At 65.0% G+C, this 21,033-nt stretch carries 21 protein-coding genes; 12 read left to right on the top strand and 9 right to left on the bottom strand.

What is annotated here, in order from left to right; translation table 11 throughout:
* Nucleotides 1-19: 19 nt before the first annotated feature.
* From AC04SF_RS32535 to AC04SF_RS32520, 4 genes are all read right to left on the bottom strand, one after another.
* The gene (locus AC04SF_RS32535) at nucleotides 20-775 is read right to left on the bottom strand and encodes an ATP-binding cassette domain-containing protein (protein WP_096450415.1); all 756 of its coding nucleotides are present in this window, start codon (nucleotides 773-775) and stop codon (nucleotides 20-22) included.
* The gene (locus AC04SF_RS32530) at nucleotides 768-1,829 is read right to left on the bottom strand and encodes an ABC transporter permease subunit (RefSeq protein ID WP_488481124.1); all 1,062 of its coding nucleotides are present in this window, start codon (nucleotides 1,827-1,829) and stop codon (nucleotides 768-770) included. The genes AC04SF_RS32535 and AC04SF_RS32530 overlap by 8 nt, the downstream gene beginning before the upstream one ends.
* Before the next feature lie 93 nt (nucleotides 1,830-1,922).
* The gene (locus tag AC04SF_RS32525; RefSeq protein WP_096457947.1) at nucleotides 1,923-2,900 is read right to left on the bottom strand and encodes an ABC transporter substrate-binding protein; all 978 of its coding nucleotides are present in this window, start codon (nucleotides 2,898-2,900) and stop codon (nucleotides 1,923-1,925) included.
* Between the two features lie 414 nt (nucleotides 2,901-3,314).
* Nucleotides 3,315-4,214, bottom strand: coding sequence for a sugar-binding transcriptional regulator (locus AC04SF_RS32520; RefSeq protein WP_488481123.1), 900 nt, complete (start codon nucleotides 4,212-4,214; stop codon nucleotides 3,315-3,317).
* A gap of 273 nt (nucleotides 4,215-4,487) precedes the next feature.
* Here AC04SF_RS32520 and AC04SF_RS32515 point away from each other — a divergent pair, with 273 nt between their 5' ends.
* A complete protein-coding gene (locus tag AC04SF_RS32515) occupies nucleotides 4,488-5,396 on the top strand; it encodes a tagatose-bisphosphate aldolase (protein ID WP_488481122.1) in 909 nt (302 codons plus the stop codon).
* An 85-nt stretch (nucleotides 5,397-5,481) separates the two neighbouring features.
* On the top strand, nucleotides 5,482-6,903 hold the full coding sequence (locus AC04SF_RS32510; protein ID WP_488481121.1) for an ROK family protein: 1,422 nt from the start codon (nucleotides 5,482-5,484) through the stop codon (nucleotides 6,901-6,903).
* 5 nt (nucleotides 6,904-6,908) lie between these two features.
* Here AC04SF_RS32510 and AC04SF_RS32505 read toward each other — a convergent pair whose 3' ends face one another.
* Complete coding sequence (locus AC04SF_RS32505; RefSeq protein WP_488481120.1) at nucleotides 6,909-7,583, bottom strand: GntR family transcriptional regulator; 675 nt, start codon at nucleotides 7,581-7,583, stop codon at nucleotides 6,909-6,911.
* A gap of 134 nt (nucleotides 7,584-7,717) precedes the next feature.
* Here AC04SF_RS32505 and AC04SF_RS32500 point away from each other — a divergent pair, with 134 nt between their 5' ends.
* Genes AC04SF_RS32500 through AC04SF_RS32465 form a run of 8 tightly spaced genes read left to right on the top strand, consistent with a single transcriptional unit; the run spans nucleotide 7,718 to nucleotide 16,486 of the window.
* Nucleotides 7,718-8,305: an amino acid synthesis family protein gene (locus tag AC04SF_RS32500; RefSeq protein ID WP_488481119.1), complete on the top strand. Its 588-nt coding sequence runs from the start codon at nucleotides 7,718-7,720 to the stop codon at nucleotides 8,303-8,305.
* Nucleotides 8,298-10,097 carry an alpha/beta fold hydrolase gene (locus AC04SF_RS32495; protein ID WP_488481118.1) on the top strand — a complete coding sequence of 600 codons (1,800 nt, stop codon included), beginning with the start codon at nucleotides 8,298-8,300 and terminating at the stop codon, nucleotides 10,095-10,097. The genes AC04SF_RS32500 and AC04SF_RS32495 overlap by 8 nt, the downstream gene beginning before the upstream one ends.
* Nucleotides 10,094-11,131, top strand: coding sequence for an LLM class flavin-dependent oxidoreductase (locus tag AC04SF_RS32490; RefSeq protein ID WP_488481117.1), 1,038 nt, complete (start codon nucleotides 10,094-10,096; stop codon nucleotides 11,129-11,131). The genes AC04SF_RS32495 and AC04SF_RS32490 overlap by 4 nt, the downstream gene beginning before the upstream one ends.
* Nucleotides 11,132-11,156: 25 nt before the next feature.
* Nucleotides 11,157-12,626: an aldehyde dehydrogenase gene (locus tag AC04SF_RS32485; protein ID WP_488481116.1), complete on the top strand. Its 1,470-nt coding sequence runs from the start codon at nucleotides 11,157-11,159 to the stop codon at nucleotides 12,624-12,626.
* Nucleotides 12,627-12,685: 59 nt separating this feature from the next.
* Entirely contained in the window at nucleotides 12,686-13,690 is a 1,005-nt protein-coding gene (locus AC04SF_RS32480) for an ABC transporter substrate-binding protein (protein WP_488481115.1), read from the top strand.
* Between the two features lie 59 nt (nucleotides 13,691-13,749).
* Nucleotides 13,750-14,610 carry an ABC transporter permease gene (locus tag AC04SF_RS32475; RefSeq protein ID WP_488481114.1) on the top strand — a complete coding sequence of 287 codons (861 nt, stop codon included), beginning with the start codon at nucleotides 13,750-13,752 and terminating at the stop codon, nucleotides 14,608-14,610.
* Between the two features lie 2 nt (nucleotides 14,611-14,612).
* On the top strand, nucleotides 14,613-15,413 hold the full coding sequence (locus AC04SF_RS32470) for an ABC transporter permease (RefSeq protein ID WP_488481113.1): 801 nt from the start codon (nucleotides 14,613-14,615) through the stop codon (nucleotides 15,411-15,413).
* Nucleotides 15,410-16,486 carry an ABC transporter ATP-binding protein gene (locus AC04SF_RS32465; protein ID WP_488481112.1) on the top strand — a complete coding sequence of 359 codons (1,077 nt, stop codon included), beginning with the start codon at nucleotides 15,410-15,412 and terminating at the stop codon, nucleotides 16,484-16,486. Before AC04SF_RS32470 ends, AC04SF_RS32465 begins: the two co-directional genes overlap by 4 nt.
* 50 nt (nucleotides 16,487-16,536) lie before the next feature.
* On the opposite strand, the gene AC04SF_RS32460 is transcribed toward AC04SF_RS32465, so the two are convergent.
* Nucleotides 16,537-17,319, bottom strand: a complete 783-nt coding sequence (locus AC04SF_RS32460) for a DeoR/GlpR family DNA-binding transcription regulator (protein ID WP_488481111.1) — start codon at nucleotides 17,317-17,319, stop codon at nucleotides 16,537-16,539.
* A gap of 180 nt (nucleotides 17,320-17,499) precedes the next feature.
* On the opposite strand from AC04SF_RS32460, the gene AC04SF_RS32455 reads away from it, so the two are divergent.
* A complete protein-coding gene (locus tag AC04SF_RS32455) occupies nucleotides 17,500-18,303 on the top strand; it encodes a hypothetical protein (RefSeq protein ID WP_488481110.1) in 804 nt (267 codons plus the stop codon).
* Here the strand turns inward: AC04SF_RS32455 and AC04SF_RS32450 are convergent, their stop codons facing one another.
* Nucleotides 18,304-18,915 (bottom strand): NAD(P)-dependent oxidoreductase, encoded by a 612-nt coding sequence (locus AC04SF_RS32450; protein ID WP_488481109.1) that lies wholly within the window; start codon nucleotides 18,913-18,915, stop codon nucleotides 18,304-18,306.
* Nucleotides 18,916-18,953: 38 nt separating this feature from the next.
* Entirely contained in the window at nucleotides 18,954-19,592 is a 639-nt protein-coding gene (locus AC04SF_RS32445; protein ID WP_488481108.1) for a DsbA family protein, read from the bottom strand.
* A 141-nt stretch (nucleotides 19,593-19,733) separates the two neighbouring features.
* Between AC04SF_RS32445 and AC04SF_RS32440 the strand changes: the two genes are divergently transcribed.
* The gene (locus AC04SF_RS32440) at nucleotides 19,734-20,651 is read left to right on the top strand and encodes a LysR family transcriptional regulator (RefSeq protein WP_488481107.1); all 918 of its coding nucleotides are present in this window, start codon (nucleotides 19,734-19,736) and stop codon (nucleotides 20,649-20,651) included.
* Between the two features lie 106 nt (nucleotides 20,652-20,757).
* Here the strand turns inward: AC04SF_RS32440 and AC04SF_RS32435 are convergent.
* The coding region (locus AC04SF_RS32435; protein ID WP_488481106.1) for a hypothetical protein at nucleotides 20,758-21,033 on the bottom strand (276 nt) is incomplete at its 5' end.

Raw genomic sequence — 21,033 nt, 5'->3', positions numbered from 1 at the left:
GTGGATCGAAAGCAGCGCCTTAGCCGCCGACCATCAGCTTGACGACCTCGTCATGATTGGTTTCGGAAATCTTGCGCTCGCCGGCCTGGACGCCGCGCCGCAGCACGACGATGCGGTCGGATACCGCAAAGATGTCCTGCAGATTGTGCGAGATGAAGATCACGCCGCGCCCCTGCGCCTTGAGCTGGTGGATCAGCGAGATCACCTTGCGCTGCTCCGGCACACCAAGGGCGGCGGTCGGCTCGTCCATGATCAGGATCTGCGCATCCCAATAGACGGCGCGGCCGATAGCGACGGCCTGGCGCTGACCACCGGAGAAATTGCTGACCGGGGCCTCGAGCCGGCTGACATGGAAGTCCAGCCGGCCCATCGTCGCCTTGGCGGCCTCCGCCATGGCCTTACGGTCCAGCACCGGCAGGAAGCCGAACGCCTTGCGCATCGGTTCGCGGCCAAGGAAGATGTTGGCGCCGATCGACAGATTGTCGGCGAGCGCGAGATCCTGGTAGATCGTTTCGATGCCTTTCTCGCGGGCCTCCTGCGGCGTCGCGAATGTCACCGGCTGACCTCGCAGCAGGATTTCGCCACCCGTCGGCTGGAACACGCCTGATATCGCCTTGATCAGCGTCGTCTTGCCGGCGCCGTTGTCACCGGCCAGCGCCACCACTTCACCCGGCCGCACGGCCATGGAGAAGTCGTTGAGCGCACGCACGGCGCCGAAGTGCTTCGACAGATTGCGGACTTCCAGCAAGGGGCCGTTCTGGTTGGTGCTATTCATCCTGACGGGCTCCACTGAACCGGCGCTGCGCCTGGTCGATAAGGACGGAAATGATGATGACGACGCCGACGGCGATGAACTGCCAGAACGGTTCGACATTGACGAAGACCAGCCCGTACTGGATGACCGCGATCACCAGCGCGCCGGCGACCGTGCCGAAAATAGTGCCGGAGCCGCCGAACAGGCTGGCGCCGCCGATCACCACCGCCGCGACGCTGTCGAGCAGCAAGGGCTCGCCGGCCTGCGCCGCACCCGCGGTAAAGCGCGCGGCATAGAGCGCGCCGCCAAGGCCCGCGCACATCGCCGACAGCACATAGAGCCGCAATATGTGGCCCCTGATGTCGATGCCGGCGCGCCGCGCCGCCTGCACATTGGCGCCGATGGCATAATTGTGCTGGCCGAACCGGGTCTGGCTGAGCAGATAGTGCATCACGATGACGAAGACCGCGGTGATCAGCACCAGATAGGGCACGCCATAGAACTTGCCGTTGCCGAGCAGCGCGAACCAGGAATTCTGCACCGGCACGGTGGTGCCGCCGGCGAGCAGGAAGGCGGCGCCGCGCGCGACGCCAAACATACCGAGCGTGCCGATGAAGGGCGGCACCTTGAGCCGCGAGATCAGCAGGCCGTTGATGACGCCAGGCACGCCGGCAACGATCACCGAGGCGAGGATGCCGGCCAGCATGGCCAGCGGCAGGGGAATGGCGGCGCCCGCCATGTTGGTGGCATGCGCTGCAATGACGGCGGCAAGGCCCATGATAAAGCCGAGCGAGAGATCAATGCCGCCCGAAATGATGACGAAGGTCTGACCGGTCGCCAGCAGCAGCGGCGCCACGGCGAAGATCGCGATGGACTGCAGGTTGAACGGGTTGAGCACGAAGGTCGCGCCGAAGGCGAGCCGCGACCAGATCTCGAAACAGATGAGCAGGCCGGCCAGGAACAGCCAGGCGCGCCCTTCGGCGATGCGTGCGACCAGGCTCCTGGCCGGATCGCCATGATCGGCCTGAGGGGCGACATGCTTCTCGGCAGGCTGGGCTGGTGATGTCGAGGTCATGGATACTCCGCGGCGCCTTCAAACAGGTCTCGACTGGCGAGGACCTAGTGCAGCTCCTCCCGGCGGACCGGGAGGAGCAAAGCAGGTCTGGACTTACTCGGAGTAGAGATACTTCGAGATGTTCGGATCCGCGATGTTGGACTTGTCCATGATCGTGAAGCCGGTGCCGATGGTGACCGGGATCGAATGGCCGGTCAGGTGGGCATAGGCTGAGACGACGCCGTAATAGCCGATCTCGGCCGGATGCTGGGCGATCGCCACGTCGACCAGCCCGGTGTTGATGTTGTCGACGATGCTGGTCGGAGCATCGAAGGCGACAACCTTGACGGTGCCCGTCTGTCCGGCCTGCTTGACGCCGTTGGCCGCACCCAGCGCCGAGAACAGATTGGCGCCGAAGACGCCGACCAGGTCGGGATTGCGGGCGAACACCGCCTGCAGCTGCGAGGCCGCCTTGTTGGCGTCGTCGTCATTGAACTGGGTCTCCAGCACGGTGATGCCCGTATGCTTGGCCATCTCCTTCTTGAAGCCCTCTTCACGCTGGTCGGTGGTCGAGATGCCGGGCTTGACGTTCGACACATAGACCTTGCCCTTGTCGCCAATGGCGGTGGCAAGAGCGCGCGCGGCGATCTCGCCGCCAAGCACATTGTCCGACGCGATATAGGCCAGCGGGAAATCGGCATCGCCGGCACCGGTCTGGTAGACGCCGCTGCCGATGAAAGTGTCGACGGTGATGACCGGGATGCCGGCGTCATTGGCCTTGCGCAGCGGCTCGACCAGCTGAACCTTGTCGGTCGGCGCGATCAGGATCGCGTCAGGCTTCTTGGCGATGACCGCGTCAAGCACCGGCACCTGGGTGACCGGGTTGAAGTCCGGCGCGCCCTGGAAAACCAGGTTCACGCCGAGCGCGTCGGCGGCCGCCTGGGCGCCCTTGCGCATGGTGATGTAGAAGCCGTCGGTGGTCAGCCCCGGAATGAGCGCAATGGTGTATTTCTTGTCCTGCGCCTGCGCGGGCGCCATCAGCACCGTCGCACTGACGGCAAGCGCCGCGAGCGCGGCAACAATCTTCTTCATGACATCCTCCTCATTGTTGGCAGATCTGCCGTTGCAAGTGACATTGGAATGGCCGCCATCCGTGCGGATGGTGACGGCCGGGAACGCCTGTTTGCCTTTCGCGGGCAGCTCCTCCCAAGCGCCCTCCAGTCGATATGTCAGCCGGTCAGCCGACCGGCGCACCTGGCCACAACCCCGTTCCTCCGCCTCCGCGAGGGCCGGCAAACTGTGCCCGACGCCTCGCCTTGCCGGCGGGCGCTCGAACTTGTAACACTTTGCAGAAATAAATTGCAACCCGGTTTTTCCGAGCTGACAGTGTCGGGCTTTTCACACCGTGCAACATCCGACTGCTCCGCAGAGCCCCCCAGTCAACTATCGCCCGGGGCTTTCAGCGGCACAACTGGTTTTCGTGGCAGCGCCCTGCCCGCTCCATGGCTACGCGAGCGCCGCGAGGATGGCCTGTGCCGTCTTGGTATCCGTCACCAGCGTGTTGATCAGGCCGGCGCGAACGGCGGCAATGATTGCCGTCGCCTTTTCCGGCGAAGCGGCAAGGCCGATAACCAGCGGCACGGCGCGCAGCTGCGCCGGCGACATGGCGATCATCCGGCTCTCCCCTTCCCAGGCGATCAGCGCCCCCTCGGCATCGAAGTAATGGCGAAGCACGTCGCCGGCGGCATGAACCAATGCCTGTTCGCTCGGCGTGGCGGCACTTGCCTCGGGGGCATTGATGGCATGCGGCAGGCCGATGCCGACGATCGCGATATCGGTCCTCTCCCACAAAGCGACGGCATCGCGGATGGCGGCGTCGCGGAGGAAGACCTCGCGCAATTCGGTGGAGGGCAGATAGGGCGCGTGGATGAAATGCGGCGTGCCGCCGAACTCCTCGGCGGCGAGCCGCACGAATTCGTTGACCTGAAAATGCGCCGCCTGCTGCTGCATGCCGCCGGTGGCGGCCACGGTCAGCACGCCCGGCATGCGCGGCAGGCCGGCCCGGATCACCTCGCGCACGGCGCGCCCCCAACCGATGGCGACGACGGAGCCAGCCACCAGCTGTGCCTGCCTGAGCAGCCCGCCAAGCGGTGCCGCCAGCGCCGCCAGCGTGCCCGCCGCCGGCGTCTCGACCACAGCGGCATCCCGCAATTTCAAGCCATATATCAACTGCCGGGTGATGTCCTCCGGCGTTGCCAGGTCGAGAACCTCGATGCGGACGATGCCCTCGGCCCGCGCCCGCTGCAGCAGACGCGAAATCGTCGCGGTTGAGACACCGAGCCGGCGCGCGATATCGACCTGCGACATCTCCTCCACATAATGCAGCTTGGCCACCGTGTGCAGCATCGTCCGCGATGCGGTCGCATCCTGGATGGGGGAAACAGACAGCTTGCAATTCCTTTCAGCAACGTGTTACACACGTATACGCCGACGGGAGTTATCGCGCAAATCCAGCCAACTCGCAATGTGGTGGCTTCCAGGCCGCAGGGTCGGCGAAGCGCTTTCCTCGAGGGCGATGGCGCGTCACGGCTTCCCGCCGGCAGGGCGGGCAGGACTGAACATTGTTGTTTCCACGGGATCCGCGCCCTCCGCGAGAGAGCGCCAACATCGGATGAGACCATGACCAAGATGACCACCGCGGAGCTGCGCGGCTATCAGCAGATATGCGGCAAGGACGGGGCCATGGTGGCCATTGCCTGCGACCAGCGCGGCGGCATGCGGACCTTGCTGGCGTCGGACCCAGCGGAACAGGCCAAGATCACCAACGACATGCTCGGCGACACCAAGGCCGACATTACGCGCTACCTCGCCAGTGCCGCGTCCTGCGTGTTGCTCGACCCGCTTTGCGCGGTGCCGCGCATTGTCGACGAGGGCGTCTTGAACCGCGATACGGCGCTGCTCATCGGCCTCGACGCTTCCGGTTTCGACCTCTCGCCCGAGGGCTACCGCCTGTCGCGCCTGGTTCCCGGCATCGACGCGCGCCGCGTCCGCGCGCTGGGCGGCACCGGCGGCAAGATCATGGTCTATCTCAGAGCCGACAAGCCTGAAGCCAATGAGCACAACATCGCCATCCTGCGCCAGTGCATCGCCGATTTCGGACAGGAGGACCTGCTGCTGGTCGTCGAATTCCTGACCTACCAGCTCGACGGGGAAAGCCCGGAGGACTATGCGGCCAAGACGCCATGGCTTGTCGAAGAAGGCACCAGGATTTCGCTGGAGTGCGGCGCCAAGGTGTTGAAGCTCCCCTACCCCGGAACGCCGCAAGCCTGCGCCAACATCACCAAAATGGCCGGCGACGTGCCTTGGGCGGTGCTTTCGGCCGGCGTCAACCACGCCACCTTCCTTGGCCAGGTCGAGATCGCCATGCAGAACGGCGCCTCTGGCGTCATTGCCGGCCGCTCGCTGTGGAAGGACTGCATTTCGCTCGACCGTGACATCCAGCGCGAAAGGCTTAAGACCATCGCGGTGCCGCGCTTGCGTGAGATCCAGGCGGTGATCGGGCACTACCGGCAGAAAGCCGCTGCCTGATAATCTGCGTTGGACGAGAGCTATTCCAGCAAAAGTGTGAAGCGGCTTTGCGTCCGGAATTGCGTGAAGACAAATGCAGGACGCCATGCCTCTCAGCATAGGAATCGACATTGGCGGCACCAATCTGCGTGCCGCCCGCATTTCCGGCACCGGTGAAATCCTCAAGCGCGTTTCCGAAAAGAGCGCGCCCGACCCGGAGCTGGTGCTCGGCCGCATCGCCGACATGGTGCGCCTTCTCGACACGCCGGATGTGAAGGCCATCGGCGTCGGTGTTCCTGGCCGCGTCGATGCGCGGCGCGGCGCGGTGCTGTCGGGCGGCTATGTCAACCTGGCCTCGGTTGCGCTGGCACAGCGCCTGGAAGATATGACAGGCAAGCCTGTCGTCATCGACAATGACTGCAACATGGCGCTGGCCGCCGAGATGGCGCTCGGCGCTGCACGTGGCCATGGCAACATCGTCATGTTCACCATCGGCACCGGCATTGGCGGCGCTGTCGCTCAAGATCGGCGGATCACGCGTGGCTCGGCAACGGCGGGTCAGCTTGGCCACATCACTGTCGACGTCAATGGCGAGGTCTGCGCCTGCGGCCGGCGCGGCTGCGTCGAAACCACCAGTTCGGGCACGGCGCTCGGCCGTCACATTGCACGCGCCGGGCTCGGCCCAGACATTTCGGTCGACCAGCTCTTTGCCCGCGATGCCGCCGGCGACATCCAGGCGCGCGGCATACTGGATGCCTGGGCGAAACCATTGCGTGCCGCCATCGACACCGCCGTTGCCATGCTCGCTCCCGATCTCGTGCTGCTTGGCGGCGGCCTTGGCCGGGCCGCCCATGCAGCACTCGGCCGCGCGCCGGCGCTAGCACCCTGGTACCAATGCCAGGTCGAAGCCGCACAACTCGGTGACGACGCCGGCGTGATCGGCGCTGGCCTGCAGGCACTGGCGGAGCCATCAGCCCAGCACAATCGCACCCGGCGCGCCGTGCTCGTCAACGGCATTCCCGCCAGTGGCAAGAGCACGGTCTCGCGCGGCATCGCCGATCGCATGGGCTGGCCGCTGCTGGCGCTCGACACGATCAAGAACCCGTTCCTCGAAGTGCTCGGCGGCGGCGACCGCCTGTTCAATCGCACGCTCGGCCGCGCCAGCTACCAGGCGATCTGGTCGGTTGTCGGCGAAGCCCCGCCCGGCACCACCGCGGTCGTCGATGCCTGGTTCGGCTTCCAGCCGCGCGAGGTTCTGGAGGATCATCTGCGAAAGGCCGGCGTCGAACAGACTTTCGAAATCTGGTGCCACGCGCCCGGCGAGGTGCTTGCCGAGCGCTACGGCGCCCGGCTCGACCAGCGCCCGGCGGGCCATCCCGGTGCGGCCTATATCCCCGAACTGATCGAGCTTGCCAAGCGCGCCGAGCCGCTGCGGCGCGGACCGCTCTTCGACGTCGACACAACGAAATCGATCGACTTCGATGCCATCACGGCCTGGCTGCGAGCCGTCATGGCCGGCGGCGCGTAGGCAGTCTATGCCGGCGGCTGCAACGCAGTGCGGGCGATCTGCCAGGCCGATTCGACATGCCGCCGCGCCGCGGCTTCCGCCTCTTCCGGCTTGCGTGCCCGGATCGCAGACATGATCTCGTTCATCTCGGCGATCGCCGCTTCGCGCCGGTTGGCGGAGACAATGGTCATCGAACGAAGCTGGTTGATGCGGACATTCAGCCCGCTGACGATTTCCCAGGCGACGCGCTTGTCGGCGGCCTCGAACAGCGCCTCGTAGAATTTCGTCGTCGCCCGCATCACCGCCGGCGGCGTCCCCGATGCCCACGCCTCGAACAGGTCCGCCAGGGCGCGCTCCAGCGTCGCCACCTGTTCGCTGGTCGCCGACAGGGCGCAGGCGCGGGCGGCAATGCCTTCAAGCAGCGCCCTGAGCTCATAGATCTCGTCGGTGCGGCCAAGGTCGGGCCTGGCCACCGCCGGCCCATGCCCTGGGATCATCTGCACGAGTCCCTCGGCTTCCAGCTGGCGCAAAACCTCGCGCACGACGGAACGGCTGACGCCAAGCTGATCGCACAGCGGCCGCTCGACCAGCCTTTCGCCGGGCTGAAAATGGAAATCCATGATCGCCTCGCGCATGCGCTCCAGCGCCAGCGTTCTCAAAGTCTTGGCGCTACGGTCGATGCGAAGCGTGTCGTCTGGCATGTCTTGCCTCCTGCGCCGCCACGAAAACAGATTCCATACCCGGTTGACAAGGTACTTGGCGCTCCATAGCATGGTATACCATAAGATGATACAGGGATCGCATGATCCCTTGGCATCGCCGACCCGAGGATTCCATGCAGCCTGCCATCCGCAAGATCGTGACCTACACCGAGAACACGCTGATCGAAGGCGGCAAGGTCGCGTCCAGGCCGCTACGCCTGATCGGCGTCGCCGCGGTGCTGACCAACCCCTGGGCCGGGCGCGGTTTCACCGCCGATCTTTCCCCAGAGATCCGCGCCTGTGCGCCGGTGCTGGGAGAAATCCTGACCCGCGAGATCATTGCCGTCGCCGGCTCCGGCGAGGCGATCGAGGGCTACGGCAAGGCGGCCATCTGCGGCACGTCAGGCGAGATCGAGCATGCCTCGGCGCTGATTCACACGCTGCATTTCGGCAACCATTATCGCCGTGCCGTCGGCGCCAAGACATATCTCGCCTTCACCAATCTGCGCGGCGGGCCGAACACGCCGATCATGATCCCGCTGATGGACAAGAATGACGAGGGGCGACGCTCGCATTACCTGACCGTGCATTTCCAGATCGGCGATGCGCCGGCGCCGGACGAGTTGGTGGTGGCGCTTGGCGCGTCGATCGGCGGCCGCCCACACCACCGCATCGGCGATCGCTACCAGGACCTCAAGGAGCTTGGGGACGTGCATGGCTGACGCTTTGGCATGGGCTCGACAGGGCACGGCGCCCGACGGCACCGGCTTCATCCGTGCCGGCGCGGGCACGCCGGTTCTGTTCATCCACGGCGTCGGCATGAACGCCGCGATCTGGCAGCCGCAGATCGAGCGCATGGCCGACAGCTTCGACGTCATCGCCATCGACATGCTCGGCCACGGCCAGTCGCCATTGCCGCCGCAGCACTCGGAGCTGGCAGACTATGCGGATCAGGCCATTCGCCTACTCGACCATCTCGGCCTCGACCAGGTGTCCGTCGTCGGCCATTCGATGGGCGCGCTCGTTGCCCAGGAACTCGCGCTGCGCGCACCGGAGCGCGTCCGCCGCATCGTCTCGCTCAACGCCGTGTTCCGCCGCCCGCCTGAATTGGCCAAGGCCGTCCAAGAGCGAGCGGCGGCCCTCAACGGCTGCAGCGATACGGCCGGCACGGCACAGACCATTGCCCGCTGGTTCGGAGATCCGGTGCCGGCCGAGTTGGAGGCGACAGCGCAGAAGACGTCATCCGCACTGAGCGCGGCCGACCCGGAAGGCTATGCTCGCACCTATCGCCTGTTCGCTCGTGCCGACGGCGATCATGCCGACCGCCTGCCAACGCTGGCCGTGCCGGCCCTGTTCATGACCGGCTCCGAGGACAGGAACTCGTCGCCGGCGATGTCGGCCGCGATGGCACGCCTGGCGCCGCACGGCCGCTGCACGGTGCTGCGGGGCGAGAAGCACATGATGGCGGTCGCGGCGCCCGACCTCACCACGCGCCATATCGTCGACTTCCTCGCAGAGGACGAAGCGGCCGAACAAGACGGCGCTGCGAAGACGAACGCCGGGTTCGACAGCGGCGAGTTCCGCCGCGCCCTTGGCTCCTTCCTCACCGGCGTCACCATCGTCACCACGATCGGCCCCGAAGGCGAGCCGCGCGGCTTCACCGCCAACTCCTTCACCTCGGTGTCGCTCGATCCACCGCTGGTGCTGGTCTGCATCGCCCACAAGGCGCTAGGCCATCCCGTCTTCGCGGCTTCGAAGAGCTTCGCCATCAACGTCCTCAACGAGGGTCAGAAGGCTGCGTCCAGCATCTTCGCTTCGAAAGCGGCCGACAAATTCGCATCCGTGGCCTGGCGGCCGGGACGGACCGGCAGCCCCGTGCTGGACGGCTCCGTCGCATCCTTCGACTGCGACATGGAGCGGCTGGTCGAGGCCGGCGATCATTCGATCCTCATCGGCCGTGTCCGCGATTTCGAGCATAATTCCGCGCAGCCGCTCGGCTATTGCCGCGGCGCCTATGTCGCACCCGGCCTCAGCCAGGATGCGCTCGCCGCCACCCAGCCCGGCACCGATGTCGGCGCCATCCTCGAAAATGGTGGCCGGATCCTGTTCCTGGAAACGGCGGACGGTTTCGAACTGCCGCGCGGCCGAGGCTTGGGCTCGGCCGGCGATGGCAAAAGCCTGCGAGGACTGCTTGCGGCGAAGGCCATCGAGGCCCAGCTCGGCTTCCTGTTCGCCGTTTGGGATGACGCCGGAGCTGTTTCACGCACCCATGTCTACTATCGCGGCACGTTCGACGTGCCCGCTTCCAGCAATCGCGGCATCCGGCTGATCGAGATCGACGCGATCGAAGGATTGAAGATCGCCGATCCTGCGATCCGCTCGATGCTCGCGCGCTATATCAGGGAATGCTCGGTGGACGCATTCGGCGTCTATGTCGGCAACGACGTCGAAGGTGAGGTCCGCCCGCTCGCCAGGGCAGGCGCTTCCGCCGTCAACACAGGTGACCAGCGATGAAATTCTCGCTCTTCGTGCACATGGAACGGTCGGATCTGGCCAAGCCGCATTCCGAGCTTCTGACCGAGCTCGAGGAACTGGTCCTGATGGCCGAACAGGCAGGCTTCGAGACGGCCTGGATCGGCGAGCATCACGGCATGGAATTCACCATCTCGCCCAATCCTTTCATCAACATCGCCTATCTCGCGGCCAAGACCAGCCGCATTCGCCTCGGCACCGGAACCGTGATCGCACCCTTCTGGCATCCGATCAAGCTTGCCGGCGAAGCGGCGATGGCCGACGTCATCAGCGGCGGCCGGCTTGACATCGGCATCGCGCGCGGCGCCTACAGCTATGAATACCAGCGCGTCTTCCCGGGGCTCGACGCCTGGGGGGCCGGCCAGCGCATGCGCGAGATCATACCGGCGATCCGCGGCCTCTGGGACGGCGACTTCGAGCTCTCCGGCGAGTTCTGGCAGTTCCCTGCCACCACTTCCTCGCCCAAGCCGCTGCAGAAACCCTACCCGCCGATCTGGGTGGCCGCGCGCGACCCGAACTCGCACGATTTCGCCGTCGCCAATGGCTGCAAGGTCCAGGTGACGCCGCTGGCGTCCGGCGATGAAGAAGTAGCGAGCCTGATGCAGCGCTTCAACACCGCCTGCGCCACGCATCCCGGGATCGAACGGCCCGAAATCATGCTTTTGATGCACACCTTCGTCGCCGAGGACGCGGCCGACGCCGATCGCCTGACGCAGGATCTGTCGAATTTCTACTGCCAGTTCGGCGCCTGGTTCCAGAACAAGAAGCCGGTGCATCAAGGCATATTGGAACCGCTGACGGCGGACGAGATCGCGGCCATGCCGCAATACGCGCCGGACAAGATCAGGCAGAATCTGGTGATCGGCGAACCCGACGAAGTCATCGCCCGGCTGAAGGCCCACGAGGCGCTCGGCTACGACCAGTATTCGATCTGGATCGACAGCGGCCTTTCGCACGAGCGCAAGATGAAATCGCTGCAACTGTTCATCGACCGGGTGATGCCGGCCTTCCTCTGATCGCGAGCCCTTGACTGACCAGCCAATGACCGACGCTCTTTTCAGGAACTTCATCGACAGCCGCTTCGACGAGCCATCCGTCACTTTCGACAGTGTCGACCCGTCGACCGGGGCGGCCTGGGCGAAAATGCCGGCGGCGAGCGAAGCCGATGTCGACCGTGCCGTCGAGGCGGCGCACCGCGCGCTACACTCAGACCCATGGCGAAGGATGACAGCGACAGCGCGTGGAAAACTGCTGGTCAAGCTCGGTGACCTCGTCGCCGCCAATGCCGGACGCCTGGCCGAACTCGAGACGCGCGACACCGGCAAGATCATCCGTGAGACCCGTGCCCAGATCGCCTATGTCGGCGACTACTACCGCTACTATGGCGGCCTCGCCGACAAGCACGAAGGCGCGTATGTGCCGATCGACAAGCCCGATCTCGACGTTACCATCCGCCGCGAACCGATCGGCGTCGTAGCGGCGGTGGTGCCGTGGAATTCGCAGCTCTTCCTCTCGGCCGTCAAGCTCGGTCCGGCGCTCGCCGCCGGCTGCACCATCGTGCTCAAGGCCTCCGAGGATGGCCCGGCGCCGCTGCTCGCCTTTGCCGAACTCGTCCAGGAGGCCGGCTTTCCCTCAGGCGTCGTCAACATCCTCACCGGCTTCGGCCATGAGTGCGGCCAGCGCCTGACCAGCCACAGACTGGTTTCGCGCGTCGCCTTCACCGGCGGTCCGTCGACGGCGCGCGCCATCGTCAGGAACACAGCAGAGAACCTTGCCCACACCACTCTGGAACTGGGCGGCAAAAGCCCGGTCATCGTCTTTGCCGATGCCGACCTCGACAGCGCCGCCAATGCGGTGGTCGCCGGCATTTTCGCCGCGACCGGCCAGAGCTGCGTCGCTGGATCGCGGCTGCTGGTCGAGCGTTCGGTGAAGGATGAATTCCTTGGCAGGCTGAAACGCAAGGCCGAAGCGATCCGCATCGGCGATCCGCAGGACCCGGCGACCGAAATGGGTCCGCTCGCCACGCTGCGCCAACGAGACTGGATCGAGAAGGTGGTCGCGGAGAGCCTTGCCGCGGGCGGCACGCTTGTTACCGGCGGCACGCGGCCAGCCGGCAGCGGATTCTATTACACGCCGACCATCATCGACGCCGGCGACAGCGACCTGCCTTGTGTGCGCGAAGAGCTGTTCGGACCGGTGCTCAGCGTGCTTGCCTTCGACAGCGAGGGGCAAGCGCTGGCACTCGCCAACGACACGCCCTTCGGCCTGGCTTCCGGCGTGTTCACCAGCAATCTCGGCAAGGCCCATCGCATGGCGCGCGACATCCATGCCGGCGTGGTCTGGGTCAACACCTATCGCGCGGTATCGCCGCTGGTTCCCTTCGGCGGTTACGGCCTGTCGGGCCTCGGCCGCGAAGGCGGGCTCGACGCCATCAGAGATTACACGCGCTCGAAATCCGTCTGGATCAAGACCTCGGACGAGCCGATCCCCGATCCCTTCGTCATGCGCTGAGCAGCGCGGGACGCAGGTGCACTGAGAAAAACAAGAACAGACCAACAGAGGAGAATGACATGAAACTGATTTTGACCGGCCTGCTGGCCGGACTGCTCGCGGCGTCCGCCGCCAAGGCCGATGAAATGGCGTTCACCAGCTGGGGCGGCACCACGCAGGAGGCGCAGACCAAATCCTGGGCAGCCCCCTTCGAGGCCAACTCCGGTATCAAGGTCCTGCAGGACGGGCCGACCGACTACGGCAAGCTCAAGGCCATGGTCGACGCCGGCAATGTCACCTGGGATGTCGTCGACGTGGAAATGGACTTCGCCATAAAGGCCGCCAAGGACGGACTGCTGGAGCCGATCGACTATGCGGTCGTGCCCAAGGCCGATCTCGACCCGCGCTTCAGCAATGATCATGCCGTCGGCAGCTTCTATTATTCCTTCGTGCTCGCCTGGAACAAGGGCGCCGTCCCGGGCGAACCGGCCGGCTGGGCCGACATGTTCGACACCAAGAAGTTTCCCGGCAAACGGACCTTCTACAAATGGTCGGCGCCGGGCGTCATCGAAATCGCTTTGCTGGCCGACGGTGTGCCGGCGGACAAGCTCTATCCGCTCGATCTCGACCGTGCCTTCAAGAAACTCGACACCATCAAGTCCGATATCGTCTGGTGGGGCGGCGGTGCCGAGTCGCAGCAGCTGATCGCCTCCGGCGAGGCCGCCTTCGGCCAGCTGTGGAACGGGCGCGTCTTCGCCCTGCAGCAGGATGGCACCGACGTCGGCGTCGCCTGGAATCAGAACCTCACCGCCGCCGACGTGCTCGTCGTGCCGAAGGGCGCGAAGAACAAGGGCAGCGCGATGAAGTTCCTCGCCGCAGCGACCAGCCCGGCCGGCCAGGCGAAATTCGCCGAGGCAAGCGGCTATGCGCCCATCAACACCAAGGCCAAGGCGGAAATGCCCGCCGATGCCGTCAAGGCTCTGCCCGATGCCCATGTCGATGGCCAGATCAACCTCGACATGAACTACTGGGCCGCGCATCGCGACGAGATCGCCACGCGCTGGTATGCCTGGCAGACCAAGTAACGCCGGTGCAGGTTGACGGGGCGCGGCTTGCGCGCCCCGTTTCGAGACAGGATCGCTCGATGCAGGGAAGCTCTTTCAGACGCTCTTCCATTGCCGGCCTGCCGGCCGGCAGCGGCAGCGCCTTGCCGGCCCTTCTCCTGGTCGGCCTGTTCTTCATCGTACCGGTGGTCGCTTTGCTGTTGCGCAGCGTCACCGATCCTGAACCGGGCTTGCAGAACTACGCGGCGCTGTTCGGCAGCGGCACCTATGTGCGGGTGTTCCTCAACACCTTCCTGGTCGCCGGTGTCGTCACCGCCGTCACTATCGTGGTGGCTTTCCCCGTCGCCTGGACGCTGGCGATTATGCCGCCGGCCATCAGCTCGATCGTCTTCGGCATCATCATCCTGTCGATGTGGACGAACCTTCTCACCCGCACCTATGCGTGGATGGTGTTGTTGCAGCGCACTGGCGTCATCAACCGGGCGCTGATGGGGCTCGGCATCATCCAGGAGCCGCTGCCCCTCATCAACAATCTGGCCGGCGTCACCATCGGCATGGTCTACATCATGCTGCCCTTCATGATCCTGCCGCTGGTCGGCACTTTGCGCGCCATCGACCCGATGACGCTGCGCGCCGCCGCCCTTTGCGGCGCGAGCCCATTCGAGGCCTTTCGCCGCATCCTCTTGCCGCTGTCGCTTCCCGGCATCGCCGCCGGCGGCCTGATGGTCTTCGTCATGTCGCTTGGCTACTTCGTCACGCCTGCCCTGCTCGGCGGCACGTCCAACATGATGCTGGCCGAGATGATCGCCCAGACGGTGCAGTCGCTGCTCAACTGGGGGCTCGGCAGTGCTGCCGCCTTCGTCCTGCTCGTCGTCACCATGGCGCTCTACGCGATCCAGCTTCGCCTGGTCGGCGCCAGGCGCACCGGCGGAGGGATCTGAGCATGCTGCTCGACTATGACCGGCTCGGATGGCTGCGCGTGGCGCTTGTCGGCTTCACCGCGGCAGTCGCGGCTTTCCTGTTGCTGCCGGTGGTCTTCATCGTGCTCCTGTCATTCGGCTCGTCGCGCTGGCTGGCGTTCCCGCCATCCGGCTGGACGCTGAAATGGTACCAGCAGTTGCTGGCCGACCCGACGTGGATCGATGCCGCGCTGACCAGCGCCCGGATTGCCGCCATGGCGGCAATCCTCGCCGTCATCATCGGCCTGTTCGCTTCCTTCAGCCTGGTCCGGGGCGAATTTCGCGGACGGCAGTTCCTGCGCGGGCTGTTGTTGACGCCGATGGTGCTGCCGGTGGTCGTTTTCGCCATCGCCATCTACGCCTTCTTCCTGCGCATCGGCCTTGCCGGCACCACGGTCGGCTTCGTCATCGCCCACACAATCCTGGCGTTGCCTTTCGCCATTATCCCGATCACTGCCGCGCTCGAGGGTTTTGACAAATCCATCGAGGACGCGGCCATCGTCTGCGGCGCGAGCCCGCTGCAGGCGCGGCTGAGAATCACCTTGCCGTCGATCAGGATCGGCATCTTCTCGGCGGCGATCTTCTCCTTCCTGGCCTCATGGGACGAGGTCGTGGTGGCGATCTTCATGGCAAGCCCGACCTTGCAGACCTTGCCCGTGAAGATCTGGGGCAGCCTGCGCGCCGACCTCAGCCCGGTCGTTGCCGCCGCCTCCAGCCTGCTCGTCGGCCTGACGCTCTGCCTGATGATCGTGACCGCACTCCTTCGCAGAAAATTGTCCAGATGACCCGACCGTTCCTGTCCATACGCGCGGTAAGAAAGACGTTCGGCGCCTTCGTCGCCGTCCATGACGTCACCATCGATGTGCCCAAGGGGGAGTTCCTGACGTTCCTCGGCCCGTCTGGCTCCGGCAAGTCGACGACGCTCTACGCCATCGCCGGTTTCCAGGATCCGAGCTCGGGCGATGTGCTCCTGGAGGACAGGTCGCTGCTTTCGGTGCCGTCGCACAAGCGTAACATCGGCATGGTTTTCCAGCGCTACACGCTGTTTCCGCATCTGAGCGTCGCCGAGAATGTCGCCTTTCCGCTTCGCGTTCGCCGCCGGCCGGACGGCGAGATCAGGCGCAAGGTCGCCGACATGCTGGCGCTGGTGCGCCTCGAAAACTTCGCCGACCGCCATCCGGGCGCGCTGTCTGGCGGCCAGCAGCAGCGCGTGGCGCTTGCCCGCGCGCTCGCCTACGACCCGCCGATCCTGTTAATGGACGAGCCGCTGTCGGCGCTCGACAAGAAGCTGCGCCAGGAGATCCAGGCCGAGATCCGCCGCATCCATCGCGAGACCGGCGTCACCATCCTCTATGTCACGCACGACCAGGAGGAGGCGCTGCATCTTTCGGATCGCATCGCCCTATTCAGGGAAGGCCGCATCGAACAGATTGGAACCGGTGAGGATCTCTATCTCCGGCCGGCAAGCGAGTTCGTAGCCGGTTTCATCGGCAACTCGAATTTCCTGCCGGCCGAGCATCTGCAAACAACGGACGGTACGTCAACGATCCGCCTCGGCGACGGCTCGATCGTGACCGGTGTCAAGGCGACAATACCCTTCGGTCAAGGCCAGAAGGTCCGGCTGATGGTGCGCCCGGAAGCCTTCCGCCTCACGTCGGGGCCTGCGAGCGCGGCATTGGCCGTCGAGATCGTCGACACCGCCTTCTTCGGTGACCGCCGGCGCGTCGTGGCGCGCACAGCCGGCGGAGATGAGATCGACGTCAGGCCAACCTCCGACGCTGAGGGGGCAAGTAGCATCATCGCATCAGGTCAGCGTATCTTTTTCGATCCCGCTGCAGCATTCCTGTTCCCGGCCTGATGGCTGCAATCTTCCGGCTGGGGCCGGACTGATCCTCCCGCAGCGGTCGCTCAGCCGGCGTTGAAGACATGAAGTTCCGTTCCAGCCGCCTCAATGACAGCGCGCAGCGCCGGTTGCGGCTCACGATCGGTGACGATGTCGGAAAGCTCACCGAGCCCGCAGACGCGTTCGAGGCTGTTGCGGCCGAACTTGTCATTGGTCACCACAAGCGCTGTCGACAGCGCGCGCGCAATCATCGCCCGCTTGACCGCGGCCGCCCCCGAGATCATGTCGCTAGGCCCGTCCGCGGACAGGCTCGAGGCGCCAATGATGGCAATGTCGGCATTGTAGCGCTTGACGAATTCCACCGTATCCTCGCCGACCACACTGGCTTCGCGGCTGTCATAGGTGCCGGGGCACAGGATGACCCGGAACGTCGGATTGGCCCCAGTTACCGAGGCCACGCCGATGGAGTTGGTGATGATGGTCAGCTCGCGCTTCAGCTGCGAGAGACTGCGCGCCACCTCGTAGGTCGTCGAGCCGCCATCGATCATCACGATCTGGCCTTTCTCGACCAATCCCGCCGCGCCACGCCCGATCCGGGCACGCTCCTCGATCATGGTCTGGCTGCGCTCGGCGATCACCGGCTCGGATGTCACCAGCGAGATCGTCGCGCCGCCATAGGTACGGTTGAGCAACCCCGCATCGCCAAGCTCGATCAGGTCGCGGCGGATCGTTTCGCCGGCGACACCCAGGCGCAAAGCGAGCCTGGAGATACGGATCGAGGCCGAGCGACGCACTTCCGACAGGATGAGTGCATGCCGCTCCTTCTTCGATAGCCGGCTTTGCTCCATGATCGATCCTCCGCGAAGTCGACACTATTAACCATGCCGACGCTGATGGGGAAGGCGTCTCGCAAGACCCGGCCGACCTGCCTCGATTCGAACGGTTCTATCCGGATGCCGGCTGACAAGCGCAAGCGCCGGTGATCAGATGATGTTCTGACGAATCGGCGCAAGACGACGGAGACCGCAATGCATGTCGTGACATTGCTGAAGGCTGATATGTTCGACGTCGAGATCGACGGCAAGCCCGCCTCGATCGCGCAAGCCTTGCCGGACTGGAACCCGCATGACCGCTTCGGCCTGGTGATCGACGACGCGCTTGGCGGCATCGGCGCCACCCATCTGCTGCAGATCGCCATCACCGCCTTCTACGATATCAAGCCGAGCCGTCGCACTGAGCTGACGGTCTATCCCGAAATCTATGCCTTCCACATCGGCAAGGGTTATGGTGCGCATGCGCCCTATGATTTCTGGCCGGCCCGGCGCGAAGTCATCACCTCACTCGATCATCGTGAGGTTCTCGACGCCATCAATGATCGCGGCATCACAAGGCTTGCCGTTCCCGATCGTGCGCCGCGCGAGGTGGTGCATCGGCCCAAGGAGGTCGACGCGGCGCTCGATCGCATCGCCTCGGCCTTCGTCTACAGCCCGTCGGGCCGGGTCGCGGATCCGGATCTGGTCATTTCGGGAAACGACAAGCGGACGGAATACAACCCCAACAGCGCCTTGCGGCCGCGCTACGCCGACAGCCGGCCGGCTTCGGTTTCGACGGCGGCCAAGCCAGTCAAGGAACTCGATTCGTCCTATCAGGACTGGCTTCGCAAGCGCGAGCACGATTTGACCGCCGAGGAACGCGCCTTTGTCGAACGCCGCCGCCAGGAGCTGAGACAGGACGGCCTCGCCACCGAAACCTATCGGCGCGTCGGTGTCCGCGAGGCGCTGATGCGGCTGGCGTCGGCCGGCCTCGATCGAGACACGGCCGTTGCCGTTTGATCAATAGCCGACAGTGAACCGCTGCCTGACATGGGCAGGCTTCTCGATCTCGTCGACCATGACGATGGCATAGTCCTCGAAGGAGATGCTGCTGCCCTTGTCCGAGGCAAGAAGCGTGTCCTTGCCGAGGCGGTATTTGCCGGTGCGCTCGCCCGGGACGAACATGGCGGAGGGCGACAGGAAGGTCCAGTCGAGGTCGCCAACGGTCTTCAACGTGTCGAGGAAGTCGGCGCCCTTCTGCGCCTCGGCCTTGTAGATTGCCGGGAATTCTGGGGTGTCGACCAGCCTTTTGCCGGGGGCGACTTCAAGGCTGCCGGCGCCGCCGACGACGAGGTAGCGCTTCACGCCCGAAGCGCGTACCGCGGCGATCAACGTATCGGGGTCGCTGTCCAGAAAATGTACGGCGCTGATCGCGACATCATGGCCACGGATCAGATTGGCGAGAACTTCCTTGTCGAAGACATCGCCCTTCCTGGCCGTCACACCGGGCAGCGCGGCGATTTTTTCAGGGTTGCGGGCAATACCGGTGACCGTGTGGCCACGGTCGGAGAGTTCCTTGAGCAGGCGCGAACCGACTGCGCCTGATGCGCCGATGAGAGCGACATTTGCCATGTCTTTTCCAGTCCTTGTTGGAGATCAGGTGGGGGAGATCACACCGCCGCTATATGGGCGAGGAGATTGTCGAAGCTGCCGAACAGCGCGTTGGAGCCGATCAGCCGGGGGGCATCGTTGCGGACAATTGCAAGGGAAGGAACGCCATTGGCATGCAGGCGCTGGAACAACGCGCGGCCGAGCCCAACCAGTTCGCGGTAAGCCGCCAGCAATGTCTCGCTCGGCTGCCTCAGCATGACTGCGGCATCCGCCATGCCGGCGTCGGCGAGCACGGCAGCGACACCTTCGACAGTCACGATGTCGCGGCCATTGACATAGCGCGCACGCTGGATCGCCTTCAGTGCGGTAAGCCGGCGGCTGGAGTCTTCGAGGCCGGCGGCACTGATGCCGAGGGTCGCCGCATGCGAGTCGAGCAAGGTGCCGCGGATGCCAAGGACGTTGCGCTGATAGGCCTGTGTGAATGCCTGTCCGGTCAGACGCTCGATACGCTGGTCGTTCGCCCAGGCATGAGCGGCAAAACCTTCATCCATCGGCCGCGCACCGGCACCGGAGAAGAGGCCGGTCGGCAGCAGCTCGACGCGCACGTCGCTGGCCGACAACCTGTCCAGCATCGGCGTGGCGCCATAGCACCAACCGCAGAGCGGATCGAACAGGTAAGTTACGTCTGGATTGCTCACGATCGCTGCCATCCTTGCTGCGGGATACCGGCCGCGGGGCCAGTCGAATGTCTTGGCCCACATGTGGCAGGCGGCAGTCTTGCGATAAATGCCACTCAATAATACAAACTGTCTGATCAGATCAGACAAAATGCACTCACCTTGGCCGACCTTCTGAACCTCAACCGGCTCGTCTACTTCACCACCGTGATGGAAACCGGGTCGTTCACCGCGGCAGCTGACAGGCTCGGCGTCGCCAAGGCCGTGGTCAGTCATCAGATCGGCAGGCTCGAAGAGGAGCTGGGTGCGACACTGCTGCAGCGCACGACCCGGCGCGTCACGCCGACCGAGGAGGGCCGGCTGTTTTATGACCGCGCGATGATCATCCTGCGCGAGGCGGAATCGGCCTATGGTGAGATCTCGCGCGCTGCGACCGAGCCGAGCGGAATGCTGAGGCTGACCGCGCCGCTCGACTATGGCACCAGGATAGTGGCGCCGGTCATGGCGGCATATCTGAAGACCTATCCACACATGCGGGTCGAGGCGATCTTCGACGATGCGGTGAGCAATCTGGTCGACGAGCAGATCGATCTCGGCATCCGCGTTGGCTGGCTCACCGATTCTTCCAACCAGGCGCGGCGCTTGGGCACGATACGGCAGGTCGTGGTGGCGAGCCCGGCTTTCGCCGCAAGCCTGCCGCCCGACGTCACCCCGCATCAGGCGCGATCGCTGGCCTGGGTCGGCAACGCCCAGCTGCGCGGCGTCGGCCAATGGCTGTTTTCCAGGGATGGCGAGACGGTGCTGACCGAACTCAATCCCGTCGTCGTCTGCGACAAGAGCCCGGCGGCCTATGCTTGCGTGCTCGCAGGTATCGGCCTGGGTATATTTCCCGACTATGCGGTCGATGAGGATATCATCGGGGGTCGGCTTGTGCGGATATTCGCCGAGTGGACCTTGCCGATCGGCGGCATCCATGCGGTGTTTCCGCCGGCCCGCTTCCGGCCCGCCAAGGTGCGTGCCTTCGTTGAATTGCTCGCGGCGGCCGAGAGAAAGCGGGCGCGCGGCGCTGCCAAGGCGTGAAGCCGCGCAGTGGGTCGATTGCTGCATCGCAAAATGCGTTGCAAAAGCGCTGGGTCTTGATCACCTAAACGTCAGTAAAGGCTTACATTGCTGCCGCCGGATCATGTCAGGCCGATATCCTTGGCGGGTCCGGCAAAGCAAGAAAGCCCGCAGACTCGGGCCGTGCGGGCTGATGTTGGTCAGCCTTGAAAGCAAAACGGCCCGCTTGGTTTGCGCCATGCGGGCGGTATGTGATGTTGGTTTTGGGATAGGCTTTGAGTTTTCTGTCCTGCGGCTTTGGCTTTGCCTGCTTGCGGGCCGCTGATGACAGGTTCGAATCGGCGGCCAGCGTCAGCAAAAAGCAAAACGGCCCGCTTGAGGCGGGCCGTTGAATGTTGGTTGC

The organism is Mesorhizobium sp. CNPSo 4671, assembly GCF_057784245.1.
The sequence above is the reverse complement of the archived record's forward strand: the minus strand, read 5'-3'. Positions and strand labels throughout refer to the sequence as shown.